Genomic DNA, 26,080 nt, shown 5'->3' on the forward strand with positions numbered 1-26,080 from the left:
GTAAGTAAGTGAAAATAGGAAAGGATAGATTTTCAGTGGACCTAAGCAGTCAATCTGAACGCTTGATGGGAACAACGATTACTGTATCGATCCTGCACCCACAAGCAGATAAGCTTCTAACTCGATGCTTTGAGCTTCTCCGGTCTTATGAACACCGTTTCAGTGCCAATGATACAAGTTCTGAACTCATGGAGGTCAATCATCAAGCAGGTATTTCAGCCGTTCAAGTCCATCCAGATCTTTTTGAGCTCATCTCTTTAGGTACCCAGCACAGTCAGGCCCGAAATAGCCATTTAAATATTGCAATTGGTCCTCTTGTTCAGACCTGGCGAATTGGATTTGCAGACGCTAGGCGTCCAGACCAGAAGGAAATTGACCAAGCCTTGTTGAAAATCAACCCTCAAAAAATTCAACTAGATCATAAAAACCACGCTGTCTATCTGACACATCCTGGTATGAAAATTGATCTTGGGGCTTTGGCAAAAGGTTACAGTGCTGACCTCGTTGCTAGATTTTTAAAAAGTCAAGGAATCTCAGATGCTTTAATCGATCTTGGAGGCAATATTCTAACAGTCGGTCAGAATCCGATTAGAAAACAGCCGTGGCGAATTGGGATTCAAAATCCTGTTGAGCCAAGAGGGCACCACCTACTTGCTCTTTCAATCGAGAACAAGTCTATCGTAACCTCAGGAATTTACGAACGTCATCTAGAAGTCGATGGGCAGTCATTTCATCATATATTCGATAGCAAGACAGGCTATCCTGTTGAGACAGACTTAGCCAGCATTACTATAATATCTGACAAATCCGTAGATGGGGAGATTTGGACTACTCGACTGTTTGGGGAATCCCCTGCTTCTATTCTCAACATTGTTGAATCGCTCCCTGGTATCGATACCTTATTGGTTTCGCAATCAGGCAAGATCGCTTTTACAAGCGGGCTTCAATCCTATATATAATGTTACATCAGAAAGGAAATTTTTATGACAAAACTAATTGCGATTGTGGGGACCAACTCCAAACGTTCTACAAACCGTCAACTACTTCAATACATGCAAAAACATTTTGCAAACAAAGCTGATATTGAATTGGTCGAAATCAAAGACATCCCAGTTTTTAACAAACCGGCTGACAAGAATGTACCAGAAGCTATCTTAGAGATTGTTGATAAAATTGAGAAAGCTGATGGTGTCATCATCGGCACTCCTGAATATGATCACTCTATTCCAGCTGTCCTGATGAGCGCTTTAGCTTGGCTCTCTTACGGAGTCTTTCCTTTGTTGAACAAACCAGTTATGATTACTGGTGCTTCATACGGTACTTTAGGATCTTCACGTGCCCAACTGCAACTTCGCCAAATCTTAAACGCTCCAGAAATCAAAGCAACTGTTTTGCCAGATGAATTCTTGCTTTCTCATTCATTGCAAGCCTTCGACCAACATGGAGATTTGGTAGATTTAGAAGTCATTCAAAAATTGGATGCTATCTTCGATGACTTCCGTATTTTTGTAAAGATTACAGACAAATTACGTAATGCTCATGAGTTAATTCGCAAATCTGCTGAAAAATTTAACTGGGAAAACTTGTAGGATAGGAGACGATAAGAATGAAATTTGTTGGAATTTTAGGCTCAAACTATGATCAATCATATAACCGTAAACTCTTGGAGTTCATGCAACGCCAATTTAAGCTCAAATTTGAATTGGAAATTCTTGAAATTGATGAAGTCCCAATGTTTAACCAAGATGAAAAATGGGACGAAAGCTTCCAATTGCGTCTTTTGTATAATAAAATCACTCGTGCAGATGGGGTGATTATTGCAACCCCAGAACACAACCATACCATTTCGGCTGCTCTAAAATCAGTTCTTGAATGGCTTTCCTATGAAGTTCATCCATTTGAAAGCAAACCTGTCATGATTGTAGGTGCTTCTTACTACGACCAAGGGACTTCTCGTGCCCAAGTTCACCTTCGTAAGATTCTGGATGCTCCAGGTGTCAATGCCTATACCCTTCCAGGGAACGAATTCCTTCTCGGAAAAGCGAAAGAAGCTTTTGACGCAGATGGCAACATCATCAACGAAGGAACTGTAAAATTCCTTGAAACTTGCTTAGATAACTTTGTGAAATACGTAGGAGTCGTTTCTAAATTGAAAAAACCAAAACCAATTGAACCAGAAGATTTGGATTGCGGAAAACCAATCGCTACTACTATTACTGAGGTTGATCCGGATGATCCAGATTGGGTAGAAAAAGTTGCAGAAATTACAGGGGCTGTATCTGGTGATACATACGTCAAATTGGACCACGGTATCCTGACTGTTAATCAAATCGATATGTTCTTGAAAGCTATGCCTTTCGAATTGACATACGCTGATGATAACAACCAGTTCCTCTACTACAACAATGCCCACCAAGATCCAGATACCATGTTTGCGAAACGCGTGCCACCTCAATCAGGTAGCCGGATGTCAACCGTTCACGGTTCTCTTCCACCAGCACGTATGAAAAACGTTGAATGGGTCATTGGTACTCTTCGCAACGGAAACCAAGAATATGTTCGTACCATTGTTCCAGGCTCTCCTGAAGGCGTGATCAATACTCACAACTATCAAGCTATGTACTATCCAGATGGTTCATACGCTGGTATCAACGAAATTGTCTTCAACTTCAAACCATGGTTGGACTGGTACCTTCAAACAACTGGTCAACGTCTTGTAGGCGGTAGCGGACCATTTGCTCCTGCTGGCGGCCATGGGGATGCAGACGCTACTTCAGGTGCTTCAGATGCTGGAGGACACGGTGACGCAGCTGCTGATGCTACATCTGGTGCAAGCAACTAATAAAAAGAGAGTGGGACAGAAATCGGTAATTCGTTAGAATTCGATTTCGTCGTCCCACCTCCGCACAGTTGAGTAGGGCTGTAAAAGCTGATGAAATCAGCGTAGTAGAGCCCACACAACCACTGCGTCTTGCTCGACAATCCAAAGATAATTGAGAGGCTAGGACTTTTGTCCCAGCCTCTTTTATTTCAACTCTTTGATAATCTTCTTAGCATCTTCGTTTGAAATTGCCCCTAATTGAACATGTCCAATCTTTCCTTGGCTATCAATAAAGACTTCCGTAGGGATTGAACGGACTTGGTAATTTATAAAGGCAGATCCATCCGGATTGTACAAAACAGGAACTGATTGATAGTCTTGTTGGGCAAACCATTCAACAAACTCTTCTTCTGTTTTTTCCCCTTGCATCCCTGGTGCCATAACGGTAAGAATCTCAAAGTCCCGGTCCTTTTCTTCGACCAGTTTATTCAGTTCAGGCATACTTTGTCGGCAAGGACCACACCAAGTCGCCCAGAATTTCAAGTAAACCTTTTTGCCTCTATAGTCTGAAAGTTTGACTGTATTCCCCTTCATATCCTTTAGCTCGAAGTCACTAGCTTCTTTTCCTACTAAAGGATGTTTACTTGTGCTAGTATTGGTCATTGATTGATTATCCATGGATTGATTGTTCATGCCGCTTTCGGACTGATTCATAGAGCAAGCAGTCAGAATGGATAGAGAAAGAAGCGAAAAACAGGCGTATTTAATAACTTTCATAATGAGTAAACCTCCATTTAATTTATGAAAAGATAGCAGACAAGCTATTCAATTGTCCCAAGAGTAACAAAATCCCCATAATGATGATGATCAAGCCACCAATCTTCTTCAGTAACAAGAGATGGGGTTTTAAACGATTAAAGTATGGGAGAACAATCCCAGATGCTAGAGCCAAAAGTAAAAACGGAATGGCCATCCCTAATGTATAGATAAAAAGATAGAGAGCACCCATGAGGGCATCTTGACCATTGGATGCTGCTAAGGCAAGTACAGAGCCTAGAACCGGACCGATACATGGCGTCCAGCCAAAGCTAAAACCAAGCCCAAGCAGAAAAGCTGAAAGTAATTCATTCTTGTGCTTGTTGGCTCCGAAATCCATTGTTTTTTGCTTTTCTAAGAAGTTAAAGTGAAAGACTTCCATCTGATGAAGGCCAAGAATAATAATCAGCGCTCCCATCAAGTATCGGAACCAGTTGGTGTACATAATTTGCCCAAGTAGACCTGCCCCGAAACCAATAATAAGGAAAATAACAGAAATCCCTGCGATAAAACACAAGGTCTTTACAAGACCATGCCAGCGAATCTTCTTCCCGAAAATCTGAATGGATTTTTCCTGATCACTTCCTAGCAAAACCCCGATGTATACCGGAAGCAAAGGAAAGACACAGGGAGAGAAAAAGGAGAGAATCCCTGCCAGAAAGACAGTGAAGGAGAAAACGATTTGATTCATAAAACACTCCGTATATTGATATGCTACAACTAGTATAACATTCCAGCTCCTAAATTAAAAATTTCTGCTACGCTTTGATTTCTAATCGATCATTTAGAAACTAGTTTCATAGCCAAACAAAAACTCCAAAGCATATCACTTTGGAGTTCAATTGACGACTTATTATTCTTCTGCGCTTTGTTTATTTGGCAAGAAAAGAGAGAGGACAATACCAACTACTGCTGGGAGTAACCATGGAAGGGACTGGGCAGCAAATGGTAAAGTTTTAATGACGTTTGCCAGACCTGTAAGTTTGAAGGTGCTTGCAAGAACATCTGCAATCGCCACCAAGCTAACTAAGAAAATAGTCAGTTGCATTCCTGGTTTTGATAGTTGAGTAAATTTGTTTACAATCACAATCAACACTATAGTAATGGTGATTGGATAGAGGATCATCAAGACAGGCAATGAATAGGCAATAATGGCGCTCAAGCCAAGATTGGCAATCGCAAAACCAATCAAAGTGAAGACTGTCGCATAGACCTTGTAAGAGATTTTAGGGAAGGTGTTATGGAAGAATTCCCCGGTTGACACGATCAAACCGGCTGTTGTCGTGAAGCAAGTCACCGTCACCATACCCGCAAGGAAGATTTGAGCAGCTGGTCCAAAGATAGCCTTGGTTGCTTCTGAAAGGACATAGACCCCTTTATTGGCATCAGATGCCATTACTTTTGCTGGAATTGGGAAATGATTTCCAAGGTAACCCAAGCCAATGTATAAAATACTAAAGCCAATGGCTACAACAATCCCAACGATCCAGATGGTTTTAATGTATTCTTTCTTGCTGGTGAAACCAAGTTGATTGAGGGTAGTTACCGCAATCACACTAAAGGCCACTGAAGCGAGGGCATCCAAGGTGTTATACCCTTCAAGGAAACCTTGACCAAAGGCAGAGGCTTGGTAGGCTTCTGTTGCAACTTGTGGCGCGTGTCCGCTGTACTTGAGAGCACCTAGGACAACCAATACAACAATCAAGATAGCAAAGACAGGAGTTAAAATCCGACCAATACTATCTAAGATTTTAGAAGGGTGAAGGGCAATCAAATAGGCTAAACAGAAATAAACCAAGGTGAAAACGAAGAGACTAAGTTTTCCACTTGAATTTCCTAACAAGGGCGCAATCCCAACTTCGTAGGAAACGGTAGCCGTTCTCGGAATGGCAAAGAAAGGGCCAATAGAGAGGTACAAGGCTACTAGATAAACGATAGCAAACCAAGGGGCGATTTTACGTGAAATCTCATGAATATAGCCTTTAGGATTGAGCGTCCCAATGATCAAGGTAATAATCGCAATTCCTACTCCTGATAAGACAAATCCAGCAATAGCTGGCCAAAAATGGCTACCCGATTGGGCACCTAGCGCAGGTGGAAAGATCAAATTCCCTGCACCGAAGAAAATACCAAATAACAGCAAACCTGTTAAGGAACCTTTTCGTAACATATGTTCTCCTTTACATTTTTCAATCCTATCTAGTATAACAGCTTTCATGCTTCGGAGCAATCATTTTTACTGAATTTATCTTATTTAACAGAAAGCTTTTCGTATGAACAACAAATTCTTTCTCCTCCTATCAACATAGCCTCTTATTCTCAATTATGATACACGAGAAACAGTTGGTCTAGTGTCCTTGTACTGGAACTGGCATGCTACTTTCTTAGCACTTCTATTTCTGCCTCGGTTCTTTTCACAAGTCATGCGACTAATTGAGTTCATGTTCAACATCTAAACTAAAGAGAGTGGGACAGAAATCGGTTATTCGTTAGAATTCTATTTCGTCGTCCCACCTCCGCACAGTTGAGTAGGGCTGTAAAAGCTGATGAAATCAGCGTAGTAGAGCCCACTCAACCACTGCGTCTTGCTCGACAATCCAAAGACAATTGAGAGGCTGGGACTTTTGTCCCAGCCTCTTTTTTCTAATCTTCACTAAAACGTCTGTATTGAATGCGAAAATCAAAATAATTCTCTTCCTGAAGTTTACGGAAGATATCACGATAGGCTTCCTCATCAAAGCCTTCTCCTCGATAGAGGATTTCAAAACTAAGCCCTTCATATTCAAGAAAGGCATTGGCTGTTTTGAAGCCGTTCCGCAAATAGAAGTCCATTCGAGCCCGTCGTTGTTCTAGATTGTCACATTCTTCATCCAAGCGCTCAACTTCTAACAACATGGTCCGATGGTAAAATTCGATTAATTTTTCAATGATTTCTTGGCCATAGCCGTGACTTCGCAAGTGAGGCATAATGGCAAAGAAGCTGACATAAAAGGCCTTGGCATTTGAAATAGCAAAGGCAAATCCAACAAATTCTTCCTCATTGTAAAAAGCAAAAAAATGAGCATCATCATTGTCTGTATAGCGTAAAAACTCAGATATAGGAATCCGTTCCTCTTCAGGGAAAGCCTCGGTATTCAACCGCTCGACCTTATCCAGATCTGGGAATGTTTCAGTGATTAATTGGCTTGTTAAGCGCATAAAGCCTCCATTTCTGCTACGATTATAGCAAATAAAATAAACATCTTCAAGAAATCCGTCTTCTTTCAAAAGCAAGTATGTAGCTTAAAAAAGGCTGGGACAAAAGTCCTAGCCTCTCAATTATCTTTGGATTGTCGAGCAAGACGCAGTGGTTGTGTGGGCTCTACTACGCTGATTTCATCAGCTTTTACAGCCCTACTCAACTGTGCGGAGGTGGGACGACGAAATCGAATTCTAACGAATTACCGATTTCTGTCCAACTCTCTTTTACGCTATTATTCAGCTTCTTCTTTTTTGGAGAATTGGCTCATGTACAAGTCGTAATAAAATCCTTGTGCAGCCAAGAGGGACTCATGATTTCCTTGTTCGATGATTTGACCCTCTTTAAGAACTAAAATCTTATCTGCTTCTTGGATAGTAGACAAGCGGTGAGCAATGACAAAACTAGTTCGCCCTTTCATCAAGTTCTTCATAGCCTTTTGAATCAAGAGTTCCAGACGCGTATCCACTGAAGAAGTTGCCTCATCTAAAATCAATATCTTTGGATCAGCTAGAAGGGCACGCGCAATGGTCAACAACTGCTTCTGCCCCAAAGAGATATTACTAGACTCCTGGTTCATCTCCATGTTGTAGCCTCCCGGAAGGGTCCGGATAAAGTGGTCAACGTTGGCAGCCTTGGCAGCAGCGACAATCTCTTCATCTGTCGCATCCAAGTTTCCAAAGCGCAGATTCTCTTTAATGGTCCCTTCATAGAGCCAAGCATCCTGAAGAACCATCCCAAACTGCTTACGATAGTCTTGGCGAGATAGGTCACGGATATCATGACCATCCACTGTAATAGCCCCCTTAGTCACATCGTAGAAACGCATGAGGAGGTTGATGAGGGTCGTTTTCCCTGCTCCTGTCGGTCCGACAATAGCCACCATCTCACCAGGATTAACCTCTAGGTTAAAATCACGGATCAGCGGTTTATCTTCCACATATTGGAAGTCTACATGATTAAAGCTAACCTGCCCTGTCAGTTCTTTGTCCAGAGATTCATTTTTACCGAGCACTTCATCTGGTTCATCAAGGACTTGGAAGACCCGGTCTAGTGAAGATTTGGCACTTTGCAAGATGCCAGCTAACTGGCTCAAATTTTGAATAGGCTGATTGATCTGCCAGACATACTGAACAAAAGCCTGCATATTCCCAACTGTAAGACGACCGGCAAGAACTTGAATAGCTCCGATAACGGCCACCAAAAGATATGTCAAATCAGAGATCGCATTAAGAACTGGCATCATCAGTCCAGAAATAAAATTCGCTTTAAATCCAACTTGTTGGAGACGACGAGTAATGTCACGGAATTCTTCTTGCGATGATTCTTCACGTACATAGAGTTTTAAGACGTTAAAGCCACTCAAGTTTTCCTGAACAAAACCATTTAGAGCCCCAAGGACATCTGCCTGCTCTTTAAAATAAGGCTGGGATTTCTTCATAATAAACTGGGCACCGAAGAAGGTGATCGGAATAGAAGCAATCACGATTAACCCCAAAGTGAGGTTAAGATAAAGCACCATAGCAATAACCAAGCTTAAGGTGAAGATCGCATTAACAATTTGAAGGAAAGACTGTTGCAAGGCATTGGAAACCGTTTCGACATCACTAGTAAAGCGACCGAGAAGATCTCCAAATTGGTGCTGATCAAAGTAAGAAACGGGGATACGATTAATTTTTTCGGATAAGTCATTACGCATATCCTCAATCATGCTTTGAACAGCATTGGTCATGAAGTAATTCGAATAATATGAACCGAGTTCATACAAGACTCCACGGAAGAGATAGACAACCATGACCCAGCCGACATAGCCAGCATTAATCTGAGCTCCTGCAACTCCTCTAGCCATATCTGTCAGGTTAGCAGTTAATTCAGTAATGGCGAGTCCTAGAATATAGGGTTCGATGACACTCATGACCACACTCAGAATTTTTAGAAGAGTAGCGAGAATAACGGCAAAGCGATAAGCTTTTAAGTAGCCCCAAAGGCGTACAAAACTGGAACGTTTTTCTTTCATTTTCTCCTCCCTCCTATTCTTCTGTCAATGATTGATTATTCAACTGTGAGCGGGCAATCTCACTGTAGATTTCATTGGTTGCTAGGAGTTCTTCGTGGGTTCCACGACCAACGATTTCTCCATGATCCAAGACAATGATTTGATCCGCATCCATAATGGTCCCAACCCGCTGGGCTACGATTAAAACGGTCGCATCTCCAGTTACTTCTTTTAGACGTTTTCTCAGCGTGGCATCTGTCTTATAATCCAGAGCAGAGAAGGAATCATCAAAGATATAGATATCCGGCTCCTTAACAACTGCACGTGCAATCGATAAACGTTGCTTCTGACCTCCAGAAAGGTTGCTACCACCTTCTGCTAAATGAGTGTCAAACTGCTCCTCCTTACTCTCGATAAATTCCTTGGCTTGGGCTACATCTGCTGCCTTATCTAACTCCTCAATACTCGCATCTTCCTTACCATAACGGAGGTTTTCAGCAATGGTACCTGTAAAGAGCAAGGCCTTCTGTGGGATAAATCCAATCTTATGGCGCAAGGCTTTAACATTAAAATCACGCACATCCACGCCATCGACCAAGATTTTCCCTAAAGTAACATCATAGAATCGAGGAATGAGCTGAACGAGAGAGGATTTCCCAGAACCGGTCGATCCGATAAAGGCAATGGTTTCACCCGGTTTAGCCTTAAAGGAAATATTGTGAAGGACTGGATTCTCTGTTTCACCAGGATAGGCAAAAGTGACATTGTCAAACTCCAGATAACCCTTGGTTTCTGTCTCAGTAACCCCATTTTCATTCGGATCAATGGAAATTGGCATGTCCATGATTTCTTTCAAACGATGACTAGACACCGCTGTTCGTGGGTACATGGTGAAGAGATTGGCTAGGAAAAGGAAAGAAAGCAAGGCATGGAAACTGTATTCGATAAAGGCGACAAGATTCCCAATTTCTAAGCTCCCATCCCCTAGAGGATCCAAGGCAAACCACACAATAGCTACAATCATAGCGATGATGATTTGAACAAAGAGTGGCTCCGTCAAACCAGTCAGTTTAAAGAGTTTATTAGAGTTGTCCGCATAGACTGCATTGGCTTTGCCAAACTTTTCCTCTTGGAATTCCTCACGTGCAAAAGCACGAATGACACGAAGCCCTGTAAGATTCTCACGGGCATATTGATTGAGCTTATCTAGGGTTTCCTGCTGCTTCTCTGACAAAGGCTTGGTCTTAACAGCTACATACCAGACCACCACGGCCAAAAAAGGCATCGAAATCGCCACAATCCAGGCAAGAGATGGACTCGTTTGTAAAATCAAGAGAATACTCGACACCATCATGATGGGAGTAATGACCCCAAGTTTTAACATCTGGTCAGAAAATTGCATTAGGACAAAAGCATCAGACGTCATCCGTGTCACTAAAGAAGAAACGCCAATCTTTTCATACTCATGGTGAGAATATTCCTGAAGCTTCTCATAAAGATCATTCCGCATATCCATAACCATGGTTGTAGTAATCTTCCCAACCGCATAGGCCAGAACGATTCGACCAAGAATTCCGACGATGATCACACCAAACATAACCCAGGCCCAGAAATAAACACGCTCTATATCTCTCGGATTGATTCCCTCATCAATCATACGGGCCAAAACAGTTGGCAAACCGAGATTAACAATCACAAAAAAGATGGCTGCTGTAAAATTCAAGCACAACCATTTTGGATATTTTCTCAAATAAGACCAAATATATCCCATACCTTTCTCCTCCCTATACAATAAAAAAGCACCGTCAAGTACTTTTTAAATGATTCTAGAAAGCTCACACGCCTTCTTCACAGTAACCTCATTATATCAGAACCCTAGGTGGCTAGCAAGGAAAAGAGCTAATGAAAACCATGAAGAAAAAAGAGGATAGCCTCAGCCATCCCCTCTAGATACGATTATTTCTGACGTTTGAATTTTGCATCTTTGAAGAAAGCAAAAACTTCATAATCACTAGATTCTGCTTTTGATACATCCAAAGTTAAAACATCACCATCAATCTTATACTTGACTTTATCTTTACCACCTTCTGCTGATTCAAGAGTTTTAGCATTTTGATCAGCTTTCAGGTCAATTGTTTTCTTTTTGCTTTCACCAAGAGCTTTCATTTCGATAATCATCTTAGCTTTTGTATCTTTAATTTCAATTGTCATTGTCAAATCAAATTGATCAATCACCTGCTCAAGTTGTTCCTCACTAGCCCCTTGCTTTTTAAGGATGCTTTTAATTTGATCCTTCTCAGCTTTATAGACATATTTCCCATTATCGCTAGTTGTAGAACCACAAGCTACAAGGAAAATCGCACCAACTGCCAACAAAGCAGCAAAGACAAGACGTTTAAAGTATTTCATCAGAAATCTCCCTTTATTTGTTGATAAGGACTATTCTATCAAAAAAATAGAGGTCTCACAACATAATAAATTAGTAAGAACTGGATAAGAATTGGGAGTAACCGTTGGGAATACACTGTTCTACAGCGTTTAAGAGTGAAAGTACGCTGAATGATTTAAAGACTTTTTTACAGTACCATACTTCTTTCGTGAAAAAATAAAGAAGATAGCAATACTATCTTCTTTTGAAACTATAGACTACTCCTGCTCATTCCCAAACAAACTAACTGAGGCAGAACTGCGTTCCTGTCTTATCCTTAATTTCAAGTTCAACTTTTACCTTTATTCGATTAACGAAAAGACTAGGTCCACTATTTGTCCCCCTTCTTTTTCACCCATTTCTAAGATTTCTTCAGATATAGGATCAAATACAAAGAACTAAATTCAAAATTGTACACAAAAAAACCGAGGTTTAGACCTCGGTTTTCATTTTGATTGGAAACTCTATTATTTAAGAGTAACTGAAGCTCCAGCTTCTTCCAATTTAGCTTTGATTTCTTCAGCTTCAGCTGTAGCAACACCTTCTTTAACAACTGCTGGTGCACCATCAACAAGTTCTTTAGCTTCTTTAAGACCAAGACCAGTGATTTCACGTACAACTTTGATAACGCCGACTTTCTTGTCGCCTGCAGATGTCAATTCGATATCGAATGAATCTTTAGCAGCACCAGCGTCAGCAGCACCAGCTGCAGCAACAGCTACAGGAGCAGCTGCAGTTACACCAAATTCTTCTTCGATAGCTTTTACAAGGTCGTTCAATTCAAGGATTGAAGCTTCTTTAATTTCAGCAATAATGTTTTCAATGTTCAATGCCATTGTTATTTCCTCCAAATAAGTTTTAAATTTTTTTATTTATAATTTTTGTAGCTAGGCTACGCTGCGTAGCTTAAGATTAAGCTGCGTCTTCTTTGTTGTCTGCAACCGCTTTGACTGCAAGAGCAACGTTGCGCACTGGCGCTTGAAGTACAGAAAGGAGCATAGAAAGAAGTCCTTCGCGGTTTGGAAGAGTTGCAAGAGCAAGAATCTCTTCTTTAGATGCGACAGCGCCTTCGATTGCACCACCCTTGATTTCAAGTGCGTCAGCGTTTTTAGAAAAGTCGTTCAAGATTTTCGCTGGAGCGATAACATCTTCGTTAGAAAATGCTACTGCAGATGGTCCAACAAAAACAGATGCAAGATCTTCAAGACCAGCTTTTTCAGCTGCACGACGTAAGATTGAGTTTTTGATCACTTTGTACTCAACTTCGCTTCCACGAAGCTCACGACGAAGAACTGTATCTTGTTCTACTGTCAAACCACGAGCGTCCACAACGACGATTGATGCAGCAGCTTTCATTTTCTCAGCTACTACGTCAACTAGTTCCGCTTTCTTAGCAATAATTGCTTCACTCATTAGTGTGTTCACCTCCGTAATTATTTTGCTTGGGGAATTTTTCCAAAAGAAAAACGCGCCCAAACCTAGACACGAAAGTACAATACGCTTCTTTTTACATGATACGTTTTGTCCTCGGTAGGATCTTTATGAGTCGAGCTCCCCTACTGTCTTAGGCAGTTTTTTCAAACCGTTATTTAGTGTATCACATAAAAAAAAAGAATGCAAGTATTTTTGCAAACTTTTTTTAAAAATAGTTAATCTTTATAGATAGTCTTGGTACGATTGAGCCATGCATAGGCTAAGCCCATGATCACTCCTCCACCTACCCAGTTCCCTACAAAGGTGACAGCATAATGACGAAGCACATTGAAGAACTCTAAGTGAGGCAAATCTTTCGAAATAGAGTTAAAAGTAGCTAATGAGAAAGAAGCAAAGTTTGCCGCGATGTGTTCATTGGTAAGGAAAACAAACATATAAATAGCTGACAAAGCCATCAGAACTTTCGCTGTTTCATCTTTAAAGAATAAATAGGACAAAATAGCTATATTAACAAAGATGTTGGCAATAATCCCTTCAAAGAAGACCAATTGATTAGAGCGTTGCAATTTCATCTCTACAACCGAACCAAGGAAGCCCTTTGGATTCAAATTAGCAAAAGCACTTGTCTGACTGAAGAGAAATGCGAGTAACAAGGCACCAACTAGATTAAAAAATGTGCAATAGAGTAAAATTTCTAAAGCTTTCTTCCAATCAATCTTCTTTAGATAAACACCAGCTGTCAGGTACATCATATTTGAAGTCGTTAACTCACTATTTAAGAATAGTAAATAAACCAATCCCCACGCAAAAATAAATGGGAATAAGAAACGACCAGAACCTGGCAAGAAAGTGTTGAGAAGATCTGCCCCCACAATCCCTACAGCAGTACTCATTGTCAAAAACGCACCCGCGAACATAGAGCGAACCGCATAACGAGCTTTAGATGCCGTATACAATTCTTCCTTCTTCTGACATGCTGCTTCTACCTTAAGAACAAAATTTGATTCTCCCATCTGAATCTCCTTATATATTGAATTTGTGAACTTCTTCATTATATCATAGAATAGACTTTCTGAAAAGGTTTTCAGAAAAATTTAAAGTAAAAATCCTGAGTCCCACAAGAAAAATAAATAAATCGATTTAAAACGATAAAATAAAAAAACAGACTTTGAGAGTCTGTTTGAAATTCAATTTAAATCATATCTTACAAGAAACGATTCGCCCAAGCGATATCCAAGTTCAAGATTTCTTGAGTTGTATATTGTTGGCGATAAGGGTTGTAGACAGTACCTTCATAGCCACCATACACACTAGGTGAATCATACTGAGTAAGGTTGTAAGTTTCAATGATATGGTTCAATTTTGCATAGTAACTAGTGTCAGTAGCATAGATACCAGTTAAAGCAGCTGTTGCATCCTGATAGCTTGTTGTATTGCTCTTCCAAGCTCCTGCAAAATGACCTTGTTTCAAAACCGCAACGTAGTCTTGCAATGATTCATAGTAGCTAGGGTATGAACGGAAAGCATCATTGATGGTATAGGCATTTCCAGCACCGTCATCTTCCCAAGTTTGCATCACTGCAGATTGACCAGCATAGCTCCCTTTAATACCAAAAAGGTTATAGTGTGGATACGATGACAAACCAGATTGACCTGAACCACTTTCTAAAATGGCTTGAGCAATCATAACAGATGCATACAGATCATTTTCTTGACCAAGTTGGCGAGCAGATTCACCGATTTGTGAGATGAAGGCTTCTGTCGGATCTGCATATTGAGAATATGCTTCATCATTTGCTCCAACGTTTCCTACGTGCTCACTCATGGCTGCTGCTACTGTTCCTGCAGCTACCAGAGCTACTAAGGATCCAATCAATTTCGATTTATTTAGTATTTTTTTCAATGTGATAATCTCCTAATGTTTTAATGAAAACTCTTTAAGATGATTATAGCACAGAAAAGCATTAAATTGTTGAGTTCAATATTACGTTTTAATTACAATATCGAGATAAATCAAACAAATAAATAACAGATCAGTAATAATACGATTTATTCCGAGAAACTAAAGTTAAAAATTACATCCCAAGCTTCTTCTACTCCAGTTTTATTGACCGATGAAAAGATGATAAAGGTATCTGTTTTATCAAAATCCAATTTCTTCTTGATCATGGATTCATGCTTGTTCCATTTTCCTCTTGGAATTTTGTCGGCTTTCGTCGCAACCAAGATAACAGGGATCTCGTAATATTTTAAAAACTCGTACATCTGGACATCATCTGCTGAGGGTTCATGACGAAGATCTACCAAGCTGACAACCGCTCTTAAATTTTCTCTCGTTGTCAGATATTCTTCAATCATCTTGCCCCATTTCTCGCGTTCTTTTTTGGAGACACGGGCATACCCATAGCCGGGTACATCGACAAAACGAAGTTTGTCATCGATATTGAAAAAGTTTAACAACTGTGTTTTTCCTGGTTTTCCAGATGTACGGGCCAAGTTCTTGCGATTTAGCATGGTATTTATAAAAGAAGACTTGCCGACATTTGATCGACCGGCAAGTGCAACTTCTGGGATATCATCTTGAGGATAATGGCTTTTATTAGCAGCACTCAAGAGGATATCCGCATTATGAGTATTTACTTTCATAGAATTTCTTTCTAGGCAGTTTCTAAAATTGGTTTTTCAGTTCCGTTAACTGCTTCTTTGGTGATCCGAACCATTTTGACGTCTTCTTGACTTGGAACTTCAAACATCACATCCAACATAGTTTCTTCGATGATGGAGCGTAGTCCGCGAGCACCTGTCTTGCGTTCAATAGCCTTACTTGCAATTTCTTCAAGCGCTTCGTCATCAAATTCTAATTCAACATCATCAAAGGATAAGAGAGCTTGGTATTGTTTCACCAAGGCATTTCTTGGTTCTTTCAAAATACGGACAAGATCTTCAACTGTCAGTTGCTCCAAAGCAGCAAGAACTGGAAGACGACCAATTAACTCAGGAATGATACCGAATTTTTGGATATCTTCTGCAATGATTTCTTGCATATAAGAGCTGGATTCATCAATGGCTTTGTTGTTTTGGCCAAATCCGATAATCTTTTCACCTAGACGTTGCTTTACAATTTCTTCAATCCCATCAAAGGCTCCACCTACGATGAAAAGAATGTTTTTGGTGTCGACTTGGATCATCTCTTGTTGTGGATGCTTGCGTCCTCCTTGAGGTGGCACGCTGGCAACAGTTCCCTCGATGATCTTCAAGAGGGCTTGCTGTACCCCTTCACCAGACACATCACGGGTGATAGAGACATTCTCGCTCTTCTTGGCAATCTTATCGATTTCATCAACATAGATGATGCCTCGCTCTGCACGTTCAATATTGAAGTCAGCTGCTTGCAACAGCTTAAGAAGGATGTTCTCAACGTCTTCTCCGACGTAACCAGCTTCTGTCAAGGCTGTTGCATCGGCGATAGCAAATGGTACGTTTAAGCTCTTAGCAAGCGTTTGAGCCAAGAAAGTTTTTCCGGAGCCTGTAGGACCGACCATCAAAATGTTTGATTTTTGTAGATCTACATCGTTGTCTTCTTCACGATTTTCGTGGAAGTTAATCCGTTTGTAGTGATTGTAGACAGCTACTGCTAGCGCTCGTTTAGCACGATCCTGACCGATGACATAGTGGTTAAGGATATTGAGGAGTTCGATTGGTTTTGGAACTTCTGAAAGGTCTGACAAGACTTCCTCAGCAAGTTCTTCTCGAATGATTTCTTGAGCTAACTCAACACATTCATTACAGATAAAGGCATTGTTCCCAGCGATAATCTTCTGTACTTCGTCTTGGTTTTTCCCGCAGAAGGAACAATAAACCATCATATCGTTTGATTGATTTGTAGGCATTTTCTTCTCCCGATTCTAAAGTCTGTTTGTAATTTATCTAAATAAAGTCATATAAAAGGCGTGAATAGAATTCACAAGATTAGTAAAGGCATTTAACAAGAAGAGCGTGGCTAAGCCATAGCGCTTTTTCCGAAAGGTCTGGGAAGCACATACTAGGCAAATCACGCATAAAACAGCTGTAAAAAAGCCAAAAATACTACGTTCCATGAACTAGTCTTCCTTTCTTTCAAAATGTCTAATGGTAAAGTCGTAAGGGTTTTTTTCATCTTTTTCAATTGTCCGCTCGTCTAGTAAGCGAAACTGATCCCACTGGAAGTCTTCTGGGAAGTAAGTATCACCTTCCAATTCGGCATCGATGACAGTCTGATAGAGCTCCTCTAGATAAGGCTCGAAAAGACGAATGACCTTCTCACCACCGATAATAAAGAGCGACAAATCCTGATCCTTATACCAGTTTAAAACGTCCTCAACTGAGGTTTTTAACAAAACTTTTTCATTCTCTACATCATATTTGTCATCTCTAGAGAGAATGATATTGGTCCGATTTGGGAGGACCCGTTTGTTTAAACCTTCGTAGGTAACTCTTCCCATGAGAATCGCATGGCCTGTAGTCGTTTGTTTAAAGTGCTGCAATTCAGCTGGTAAATGCCAAGGCATCACCTGGTCCTTGCCGATTACCCCATTCTTTGTCTGAGCCCAAATGCCAATTACTTTCTTACTCATTTTTACATCCTTTACACTGATACTTCTATTTTATCAAATTTTTCAAGAAAAGACTGTTTCCAACTATTGCTTCCTTGAGCAAAACTTCTTATTTTTTCCGTCAAAAAAACCGCGATTTCTCGCGGTTTTAATGAGGCAAATCCTAGATCTTAGTCTTCTTTTTTGCGTTTAGCAAGTCCAAATAATGAGAGACCTGTCAAAGCGCTAAGAATAGCAAGACCAGTTTTTGAACTTTCCTCTGTACCAGTTTCAGGAAGAACTGCTGTTTCATCAGATGGATTGATGAATTTAGTTTCCTTAGTTTCTGGAACTGGTTTTGGATCTGGTGTTGGAACTGGATCCGGAGTTGGTGCCGGTGTTGGAACCGGTGTTGGAGTTGGTGTAGGAACCGGAGTAGGTGTTGGGGTTGGAGTTGGTGTAGGAACTGGTGTTGGTGTCACCGTCTTCTTGTAGATGTGTTGAGTATTACCGTTCTCATCTACAATTGTCTTCACAAACTCGTAACCTGGAATATCTTTCTTCGGTTGCTCACCATCTTCTGTTGGATAACCAGGAATTGGATTTCCATTTTCATCTACGTGTGAAGTTGTAACTTTCTCGTAGACGTGCTCTGTATCACCGTTTGGTAATTTCTTCGTTTCAACGAAGCGGTAACCTGGAATTTCAGCTTTTGGTTGTTCACCATCAACTGTCGGATATCCTGGGATTTCTTTGCCTTCTTTGTCAACAAACTTAGTCACAGGAAGAACAGTTGGAGTGTAAGTTGCAGAAGCTTTCGTTCCGTTTACGTCTTCACGAACAACTGTCACTGCTGGTGCTTCACCAACAAATTCTGGTTCTGGTGTGAAGGTTACTGTTCCATCTGGTGCCACAGTGTAAGTACCAACACCTTTAATTGTCTTAGTTGTTGAACCATCTTCAAATGTTGCTGGAACTTCATCATTCATTGGAACATTTGGATTACCAGGAGTAAAGGTTGGTTTACCTGTTTGGGTTTGTCCCTTGTTACCAATTGAAGTTACTGATTCTGCAGTTGGAGTCACAGGAGTTACTGTTGGTGTGTACTTAGCTTTCACAACAGTACCATTCTTATCTTGGCGTTGAACCACGATACCTGTTGCAGTACCAACAAATGATTTTTCTGGTACGAAGGTTACAGTTCCGTCTGGCGCAACTGTGTATGTACCTTCACCTGGAACAACCTTAGTAGTTGAACCGTCAACAAATGTTGCAGGTACATCATCATCCATTGGTACTGCAGGATTTCCTTCTGTGAAGGTTGGTTTACCTGTTTGAGTAGCACCTTGTACATCAGTAGACGTTGCAGGTTCAGCTGTTGGTGTTACTGGTGTTACTGTTGGTGTGTAAGTTGCAGTAACTGGAGTACCGTTCTTATCAACACGTTTAACTGTTACACCTGTACCTGTTCCTGTGAATGATTTTTCTGGTACGAAAGTAACTGTTCCATCTGGTGCTACTGTGTAAGTTCCTTCACCTGGAATTGTCTTCGTAGTTGAACCATCTTCAAAGGTTGCTGGAACTTCATCATCCATTGGGATTGCAGGGTTACCAGGTGTGAAGCTTGGTGTACCTGTTTGTGTTTTACCTTGGATATCTGTAGATGTTGCAGGATCAGCAGTTGGAACAACTGGAGTAATCTTAGGAGTGTAGGTTGTTTCAGCTGGAGTGCCATTTGCATCTTTGGCTTGAACCTTAACTGGAACGACTTCACCTGAGTATGATTTATCAGTTGGTGTGAAGGTTACAACACCTGTTTCCTTATCAACTGTGAAAGTACCGATTTCTTTACCTTCTGGAGATTTAGCAACGACTGATTCAGCTGGTTGACCATTTTCATCAAGAAGAGTAATAGTATCCTTGTCGATTGGTGCTACTGGATCACCTTCTGTGAAGGTTACAGTTCCTGTTTGTACCACACCTTGAGGTGCTTCTGATTCAGCTGGTGTTGCTTCTGGTGTTACCGGTGTTACAGTTGGTGTGTATTTAGCTGTAACTGGAGTACCGTTCTTATCAACACGTTTAACAGTTACGCCTGTACCTGTTCCTATGAATGATTTTTCTGGTACGAAAGTTACTGTTCCATCTGGAGCAACAGTATAAGTTCCTTCTCCTTCAACTGTCTTAGTTGTTGAGCCATCTTCAAAGGTTGCAGGTGTATCATCATCCATTGGGACGTTTTCATTACCTGGTGTGAAGGTTGGTTTACCAGTTTGGGTTTGACCTTGTTTGTCAGTTGAAGTTGCATCTTCTGCTGTTGGTGTTACAGGAGTTACAGTTGGAGTGTAGGTTGCAGATGCTTTTGTTCCGTTCTTATCTTCGCGGACGACTGTCACGGCTGGTGCAGTTCCTACGAATGATTTTTCTGGTACGAAAGTAACTGTTCCATCTGCTGCTACTGTGTAAGTACCAACGCCTTCAACAGTCTTAGTTGTAGAACCGTCGTCGAATGTTGCTGGAACATCTTCGTTGATTGGTACACGACTGTCACCTGCAGTAAATTCAGGTTTACCTGTTTGTGTAGCACCTTGAATGTCTGTTGTTTCTGCTGGTGTTGCTGTTGGTGTTACTCCTACAACTGTTGGTGTGTATGTCGCAGATGCTTTTGTTCCATTCTTATCTTCGCGGACAACTGTCACGGCTGGTGCAGTTCCTACAAAGTTTGGTTCTGGAACGAATGTTACTGTACCATCTGCTGCTACTGTGAAAGTACCAACGCCTTCAACAGTCTTAGTTGTAGAACCGTCGTCGAATGTTGCTGGAACATCTTCGTTGATTGGTACACGGCTGTCACCTGCAGTAAATTCAGGTTTACCTGTTTGTGTAGCACCTTGAATATCTGTTGTTTCAGCTGGTGTTGCAGTTGGTTTAACCGGAGTTACTGTTGGTGTGTAGGTTGCAGAAGCTTTTGTTCCGTTCTTATCTTCGCGGACAACTGTCACTGCTGGTGCAGTTCCTACGAATGATTTTTCTGGAACAAATGTTACTGTTCCATCTGGGGCTACTGTGTAAGTACCAACGCCTTCAACTGTCTTAGTTGTTGATCCATCGTCAAATGTTGCTGGAACATCTTCGTTAATTGGAACAGTCTTTTCAACACCGTTAACTTCAACTGTACCACCCTTGAATTCAGGTTTACCTGTTTGAGTAGCACCTTGGATGTCTTTTGTTTCTGCTGGTGTTGCTGTTGGTGTTACTCCTACAACTGTTGGTGTGTATGTCGCAGATGCTTTTGTTCCATTCTTATCTTCACGGACAACTGTCACTGCTGGTGCAGTTCCTACAAAGTTTGGTTCTGGAACGAATGTTACTGTACCATCTGCTGCAACTGTAAATTTACCAACACCTTCTACTGTCTTAGTTGTTGAACCATCGTCAAATGTTGCTGGAACATCTTCGTTGATTGGAACAGTCTTTTCAACACCGTTAACCTCAACTGTACCACCCTTGAATTCAGGTTTACCTGTTTGAGTTGCACCTTGGATGTCTTTTGTTTCTGCTGGTGTTGCGGTTGGTGTTACTCCTACAACTGTTGGTGTGTACTTAGCTGTAGCTGTCTTAATGTACTCCTTTTGAACCTTACCGTCTTTATTACGTCCAACTGGCGCTGACAATGTAACTTCCACACCTTTAGCTGTACCAGTAAAGCTTGGTTCTGGAGTGAAGGTTACTTCACCTGTTGTAGGATTAATGGTGTATGTTCCTTCCCCTTCAACTGTTACAGATGGCTCATCAATCGTGCGACCTGTAGCTGGATCTACCAACTTAGCTGGGTATTCTGCACTTGGAGTGATCGCAATCTTATCACCATTTAAGTTAGTAGCAGTTGTATTAAAGGTAGGTGTTTCTTTTTGAGTTGCCCCTTGAACATCAGTCGATGTCTTGTCAACCCCTTCGATTTCAATTGGAGTGACTGTTGGAACGTATTGGCCATCCATAGTATTCAACTGACCATTAATGTTTGGTTCTTGATCTGGGAATTTTGTTGACCAACCAGTGTCATAGCCATTGTTATCTGAACGACGGATAGAAATACCATCAGCTGTTCCTAGGAAGTTATCTTCTGGGATAAATTCAACGTCTACGTCTTTACCATTGGCAGTAATCTTGTATTTACCTTGACCTGGGACAACATAGTAACCATCTGCATCAAGAGTCGCACGGTTACCATCTTTATCAACGATGTATGGTTCTACTGTCTCGTCGATAACTGCCTTAGAATCACGTTCATACTTGTGTTCACCACGAGCTGTAAAGGTTACTGTAGCTGTTTGTTTAGTAGCTTGAGGAGCAGAAGTTTCCTTAAATTCCCCTTTTGGTGGGTGGGTGATTTGTGTCTTGAAGTCTTCTACTTCCCCTGAGAAAGCCATACCAGTTGGGTTTTCAATCTCGTTCGCTTTCTTAGCGATACGAACACGAGCACCTAACTCTTTAACGCTTGGGTCGACGTAAGTCTTGCTGTTTGCAAAGGTCAACTCAACAGTGCCATCTTGTGTGATTGTAGCGAGATTTGAGCGTTCATCCTCATCGAATTTACCATTTTGGTTAAAGTCTACCCAACCATAGATATGTGCTTCTGAAGCTCCATCCGTATGAGCTTGAACTGACATCTTGTAGTTCCCTGGGCGTGTACGGTCCATCTTGATCATCTCATTGGTTGTCCCTTTGAGGTTATCCGGAAGCAATTGGTTAATTCCTTCATCGGCCGTAGTTGTCTTATCATCACCGAACCAGTCTTGAGTCGTGTTTTCATCCATATCAGGACTCACGTTACCAAGATACGGTTGATTTACTTTAGCTCCAGTAACACCGTCAACAGTTGCAATGGTATGAACTGCCTTACCATATGACTCAGGAGCATCCCCTTCATCAAGTGGGAAGAATCCTAGCATTGCAGACTGTTTACCAGCTGAAGCAATATAAAGTCCCACTTCAGATGCTCCACGCGTCATTACGAGTGGAACTGTTCTATTTCCTTCAGAAATGTTTGGTCCAAAGATACCGGTTCCTAGACCACCCGTAACTTTGTCAGGATTTCCAAAGTACTTCCATGCTACTGGTTTCTTATCTGGTCCAGCTACAGGAGAATTATCACGAAGTTGTCTTAGGTTAAGGTTATTATATTTAGGCTTAGAACCAAAAAGATTCTCTGTATCTTGTGGTTCATAAGGAACAGAGGTGGCTGGTCTAGTAGTTTTCTTCCATTCCCCAATGTGCTGCCAACCTTGTCCATTGGTAGTGAACATAACAAATTCACCAGGGTTAGCAGACTCACCATCAGCCATAACAATAGCTGGCTTCACTTTCTTGCCACGGAAGGTTGCAGAGATTTCAAACTGAACTCCAATATTTCCACCATTCATAGCTGAACCCATGGTAGTCATCTTGGCTTTCGTATCAACATTTTCATGTTTAATTTCAGTCCAATTATTTTGAGGATTAGCGACAACGTCGGCTTCTTCGCCATTGTTAAAAGCGTTTCGAGCCCCTGTTGAAGTAACACCCTTTACATATCCATTTTTTGCATTTGGATCATATGTTGCTTTTTCAGCTTCTGTAGCCCCTTGCTCTTCCATCCGTTTTTTATAGATTTCAGTCGCTTGGAATGGTTTCAAAGATTTAACTTTTACAGTGACCACATAACCAGGCATGATTTCCTTGGTATAGGTAGCGCCAACTTGAAGAGATAATCTTTCTTCTATATCTTTATCAGGAAATTGGTCATTTTTAGGAACCATGACTTTTTTTGCCCCTGTCCAGTTGGCTACATCTCCAAAGTCCAACCAAGTAATCTGGCTAGTCATAGATTTGGCATCAATATCTGTTGTAAAGCCTGGTTTTTCTACTTTTGGAGTTGAAGTTGCGTCTTCAACGTCATCCCCAATCAAGCTTTCGTCATTAGCGTCTCCAACAGCACGACGAGTACGTTTACTACGTTTACCACCAGAAGTTTCTGCTGTCACAGCATTGTTTTCTGACGCTGGTGCTACGACACCAGCAGCCACTTCTTCTTTCTTATCTGTTGCAGTTGCTTCTGTTGCCTTATTGCTAGGGTTTGTTGAAGCTTCTGCTGCTGCAGGAATTGCTGCTACTGGTTTTTCTTCAGTTGTAGCTGCTGTCGTTGGTTCTGTCGCTGCAACTGGTGCAACACCTGCTGCAGTTACTGGTGCTTCAGCTTTATAAGTTATAGCTGAAGTTGGAGCTTCACTTGTTGTAGTGGGTGCTTCAGTTGTCGTAGAAGCAGCAGCTTCTGTTGTTGTAGCAGGTTGAGCCCCTTCTTCTGTAGCCTTTGCAACAGTTGCTGGGTTCTCTGCGTTTTCTTCGGCTGCTACGCTAGACGCTGTACCAACCATAACGAGTGTTCCTAAAAGGACAGAGCAAACACCGACATTCAATTTACGAATCGAAAATCTGCTAATGCGATCATTAAATAAATCTTTGCCCATATTTTCCTCCATAATTTTTTACAATTAATAAGCTAATTTATTGGCCTATATTTTAAACCTTATATATTCTATCAGATTAGTTAAAAATATCAAAGTGAAATGACTCAAAAAACTAATCATTTTTAAAATTTTTGATGATATTACTAATCATTAAATTTAAATAATAGGAAGTATGGTTCATTTTTATGAAAAAACTTAAACTTTCTTCCTATTTATATAGTTCTATATAGTGACTTTTTGTTTAAAGCCTAAATAGCCAAATCAAACTTCAATTGAGGTTTGACTGGATCATAATCTTCCAAAACAAAGTCCTCGGCTTTAATCTCAAAGAAATTTGTGCCATCTGGTACATTCAATACCAAACGAGGCTGGCAATCAGATGGCTCGCGTCGAAGTAATTCTTCTGCCTGTTCGAATTGGTTATCATAGATGTGGAGGTTGTTAATAAAGTAAAAGAACTTGCCAACCTTCCAGCCAAAATGCTTGGCAATCATCATTTGAAGAGCCACGTATTGCATGGCATTGATATGGTGCGCTACCAACATGTCATTCGAACGTTGGGTCAAGGTCGCATCCAGATAGATTTCCCCATCGACACGACGTACATCAAACATGGTTTGAAAAGCACAAGGCAAGAGTCCTTCTGACTCTTCAAAGGCTTGGTAGTCCCATAGAGAAATGATATTACGACGATTCCAGGGATTGGCTTCCAGCTGTTTGAGAATTTTGTTGATGATGTCGTGCTTTTTAACGACAGCACCATAACGCTCTCCAATTGTTCCCGTATCTCCTACTTCCCAGTCATTCCAATAATGAACTTGGTACTTGTCGTTTAGGAGTTCCAGACTATTGGACTGGTCCTGGTAGATCCAGAGCAACTCTTTGATGGCTGACTTGATGGCAATAGGACGAAGAGTCGTAATAGGGAACTCGCCCTTGGCTAGATCAAACTCCATAAATGCCCCAGTGATGTACTTGGAATTGGCAGTTGTGCCATCCTTGTACTTGGGCCGAGCTTGCTCAGACCAGACGCCTTCTTCCATAATTCTTCGAATATTTTCTTTAAAAAGGATATCTGCTTTTGTCATTCAATCTCCTTAAATACTGTAATACCTACATTATAACACAGGATAAATAAAAAGAGTTCTAAATAATTCAATTTAAAACTCTTTCTGCATGATTCTATTGTAGGACAAGTGATGCAGCACCAATCACACCTGCATCATTTCCAAGATTAGCAAGCACCAATTGGGTTGACGTACGGACTTGTGGGAAGGTATTTTCATCAAAGACCTTTTGAACCCCATCCAAGAGGAATTGACCGGCTGCTGATACACCACCACCAATGACGATGTTGGCTGGGTTCAAGACACTAGCGATGTTGGCACAAGCAATACCCAAGTATTGAGAGAAATGACGGTAGACAATCAAGGCCAACTCATCCCCTTCTTTAGCCAAATCAAAGACAGTCTTAGCTGTGACATCTTCACCATCGTCAATCAAGCGTTTCAACTCTGCATCTCCTGCATATTCATCTGCATAGCGACGAGTCAAATTGACAATCCCGGTTGCTGAGGCCACCGTTTCCAAGCAACCTTTCTTACCACAGGTACAATCAAATGGACGATCAAAATCAACTGTAATATGGCCAAGTTCTCCAGCAACACCACCTGCACCGTGCAAGAGTTTTCCTTCTGCTACGATACCGCCACCAACACCAGTTCCAAGTGTCATGAAGACGACATCCGGTTGGTTTTCACCAGCACCTTTCCAACGTTCACCAAGGGCAGCTACGTTGGCATCATTATCGATGAAGAAAGGAATTCCCAAGGCAGATTCAATATCTTTCTTGATAGGCTGTACCGTTTTCCAGTTAAGGTTATAAGCTCCAACGACCGTTCCTTCAAAACGCTCCACTGCACCAGGAGATCCCATACCGATTCCAATAAAATCTTCTGCGGATAAGTTCAACAACTCCAAGCGGTGTTTGATGGAAGCGATGATATCAGGAACGATATGGCTTCCTTCGTCAAGGATGTTGGTCTTGATAGACCACTTCTCTTGAATTTCTCCTTCTTGCGTCAAAATAGCGAATTTGACAGATGTTCCACCTAAGTCAATACCAATAATTTTTTTGGACATTTTACACTCCTTTGTTCCTATTCTCTTGACACTAGTATACCAAAATGTGAAAAGGGTTTCAATTGTTTTTCAAGATTTCTCTCAATTTCATTTACAAAAAAAGAACCTGTCTGTAAAAACACAGACAG

General features: G+C 41.1%; 20 protein-coding genes and 1 other annotated feature. Of the genes, 3 read left to right on the top strand and 17 right to left on the bottom strand.

Going from position 1 to position 26,080, the window contains the following annotated elements:
• Positions 1-35 precede the first annotated feature (35 nt).
• The 3 genes from I2D56_RS01550 to I2D56_RS01560 are packed head-to-tail and all read left to right on the top strand — an operon-like array spanning position 36 to position 2,842.
• Positions 36-959 carry an FAD:protein FMN transferase gene (locus tag I2D56_RS01550; RefSeq protein WP_195213900.1) on the top strand — a complete coding sequence of 308 codons (924 nt, stop codon included), beginning with the start codon at positions 36-38 and terminating at the stop codon, positions 957-959.
• 24 nt (positions 960-983) lie between these two features.
• Positions 984-1,589: an NADPH-dependent FMN reductase gene (locus I2D56_RS01555; protein WP_123160261.1), complete on the top strand. Its 606-nt coding sequence runs from the start codon at positions 984-986 to the stop codon at positions 1,587-1,589.
• Between the two features lie 17 nt (positions 1,590-1,606).
• Positions 1,607-2,842, top strand: a complete 1,236-nt coding sequence (locus I2D56_RS01560; protein ID WP_195347819.1) for an NAD(P)H-dependent oxidoreductase — start codon at positions 1,607-1,609, stop codon at positions 2,840-2,842.
• 183 nt (positions 2,843-3,025) lie between these two features.
• Here I2D56_RS01560 and I2D56_RS01565 read toward each other — a convergent pair whose 3' ends face one another.
• The 17 genes from I2D56_RS01565 to I2D56_RS01645 form a co-directional block, all read right to left on the bottom strand.
• Entirely contained in the window at positions 3,026-3,598 is a 573-nt protein-coding gene (locus I2D56_RS01565; RefSeq protein WP_154852940.1) for a TlpA family protein disulfide reductase, read from the bottom strand.
• A gap of 22 nt (positions 3,599-3,620) precedes the next feature.
• Positions 3,621-4,328, bottom strand: a complete 708-nt coding sequence (gene ccdA2 / locus I2D56_RS01570; RefSeq protein WP_023023299.1) for a thiol-disulfide oxidoreductase-associated membrane protein CcdA2 — start codon at positions 4,326-4,328, stop codon at positions 3,621-3,623.
• Between the two features lie 162 nt (positions 4,329-4,490).
• The gene (gene brnQ, locus I2D56_RS01575; RefSeq protein ID WP_154852943.1) at positions 4,491-5,807 is read right to left on the bottom strand and encodes a branched-chain amino acid transport system II carrier protein; all 1,317 of its coding nucleotides are present in this window, start codon (positions 5,805-5,807) and stop codon (positions 4,491-4,493) included.
• A 473-nt stretch (positions 5,808-6,280) separates the two neighbouring features.
• Positions 6,281-6,835: a GNAT family N-acetyltransferase gene (locus tag I2D56_RS01580; RefSeq protein WP_123160266.1), complete on the bottom strand. Its 555-nt coding sequence runs from the start codon at positions 6,833-6,835 to the stop codon at positions 6,281-6,283.
• A 275-nt stretch (positions 6,836-7,110) separates the two neighbouring features.
• Positions 7,111-8,892 carry an ABC transporter ATP-binding protein gene (locus I2D56_RS01585; RefSeq protein ID WP_123160267.1) on the bottom strand — a complete coding sequence of 594 codons (1,782 nt, stop codon included), beginning with the start codon at positions 8,890-8,892 and terminating at the stop codon, positions 7,111-7,113.
• A gap of 13 nt (positions 8,893-8,905) precedes the next feature.
• Positions 8,906-10,642, bottom strand: a complete 1,737-nt coding sequence (locus I2D56_RS01590) for an ABC transporter ATP-binding protein (protein WP_195347820.1) — start codon at positions 10,640-10,642, stop codon at positions 8,906-8,908.
• A 185-nt stretch (positions 10,643-10,827) separates the two neighbouring features.
• A complete protein-coding gene (locus tag I2D56_RS01595; RefSeq protein WP_023023308.1) occupies positions 10,828-11,280 on the bottom strand; it encodes a hypothetical protein in 453 nt (150 codons plus the stop codon).
• A 486-nt stretch (positions 11,281-11,766) separates the two neighbouring features.
• Entirely contained in the window at positions 11,767-12,135 is a 369-nt protein-coding gene (gene rplL / locus I2D56_RS01600; RefSeq protein ID WP_195347821.1) for a 50S ribosomal protein L7/L12, read from the bottom strand.
• 76 nt (positions 12,136-12,211) lie between these two features.
• Positions 12,212-12,712 carry a 50S ribosomal protein L10 gene (gene rplJ / locus I2D56_RS01605; RefSeq protein ID WP_048691273.1) on the bottom strand — a complete coding sequence of 167 codons (501 nt, stop codon included), beginning with the start codon at positions 12,710-12,712 and terminating at the stop codon, positions 12,212-12,214.
• A 38-nt stretch (positions 12,713-12,750) separates the two neighbouring features.
• Positions 12,751-12,886: a sequence feature (ribosomal protein L10 leader region), on the bottom strand.
• Between the two features lie 62 nt (positions 12,887-12,948).
• Positions 12,949-13,746, bottom strand: a complete 798-nt coding sequence (locus tag I2D56_RS01610; RefSeq protein WP_195347822.1) for a formate/nitrite transporter family protein — start codon at positions 13,744-13,746, stop codon at positions 12,949-12,951.
• 191 nt (positions 13,747-13,937) lie between these two features.
• Positions 13,938-14,636: a glucosaminidase domain-containing protein gene (locus tag I2D56_RS01615; RefSeq protein WP_195347823.1), complete on the bottom strand. Its 699-nt coding sequence runs from the start codon at positions 14,634-14,636 to the stop codon at positions 13,938-13,940.
• A 146-nt stretch (positions 14,637-14,782) separates the two neighbouring features.
• On the bottom strand, positions 14,783-15,379 hold the full coding sequence (yihA, locus tag I2D56_RS01620) for a ribosome biogenesis GTP-binding protein YihA/YsxC (protein WP_023023313.1): 597 nt from the start codon (positions 15,377-15,379) through the stop codon (positions 14,783-14,785).
• Positions 15,380-15,390: 11 nt separating this feature from the next.
• Positions 15,391-16,623, bottom strand: a complete 1,233-nt coding sequence (gene clpX, locus I2D56_RS01625) for an ATP-dependent Clp protease ATP-binding subunit ClpX (protein WP_195347824.1) — start codon at positions 16,621-16,623, stop codon at positions 15,391-15,393.
• 210 nt (positions 16,624-16,833) lie between these two features.
• Positions 16,834-17,346, bottom strand: coding sequence for a dihydrofolate reductase (locus tag I2D56_RS01630; RefSeq protein WP_048788787.1), 513 nt, complete (start codon positions 17,344-17,346; stop codon positions 16,834-16,836).
• A 149-nt stretch (positions 17,347-17,495) separates the two neighbouring features.
• Positions 17,496-23,810, bottom strand: a complete 6,315-nt coding sequence (locus tag I2D56_RS01635; protein WP_195347825.1) for a CshA/CshB family fibrillar adhesin-related protein — start codon at positions 23,808-23,810, stop codon at positions 17,496-17,498.
• 248 nt (positions 23,811-24,058) lie between these two features.
• Positions 24,059-24,898, bottom strand: coding sequence for a thymidylate synthase (locus I2D56_RS01640; protein WP_195347826.1), 840 nt, complete (start codon positions 24,896-24,898; stop codon positions 24,059-24,061).
• 94 nt (positions 24,899-24,992) lie between these two features.
• On the bottom strand, positions 24,993-25,952 hold the full coding sequence (locus I2D56_RS01645; RefSeq protein ID WP_023023318.1) for an ROK family glucokinase: 960 nt from the start codon (positions 25,950-25,952) through the stop codon (positions 24,993-24,995).
• Between the last annotated feature and the right edge of the window lie 128 nt (positions 25,953-26,080).

This window comes from Streptococcus australis (assembly GCF_015553625.1).
Classification (GTDB): domain Bacteria; phylum Bacillota; class Bacilli; order Lactobacillales; family Streptococcaceae; genus Streptococcus; species Streptococcus australis_B.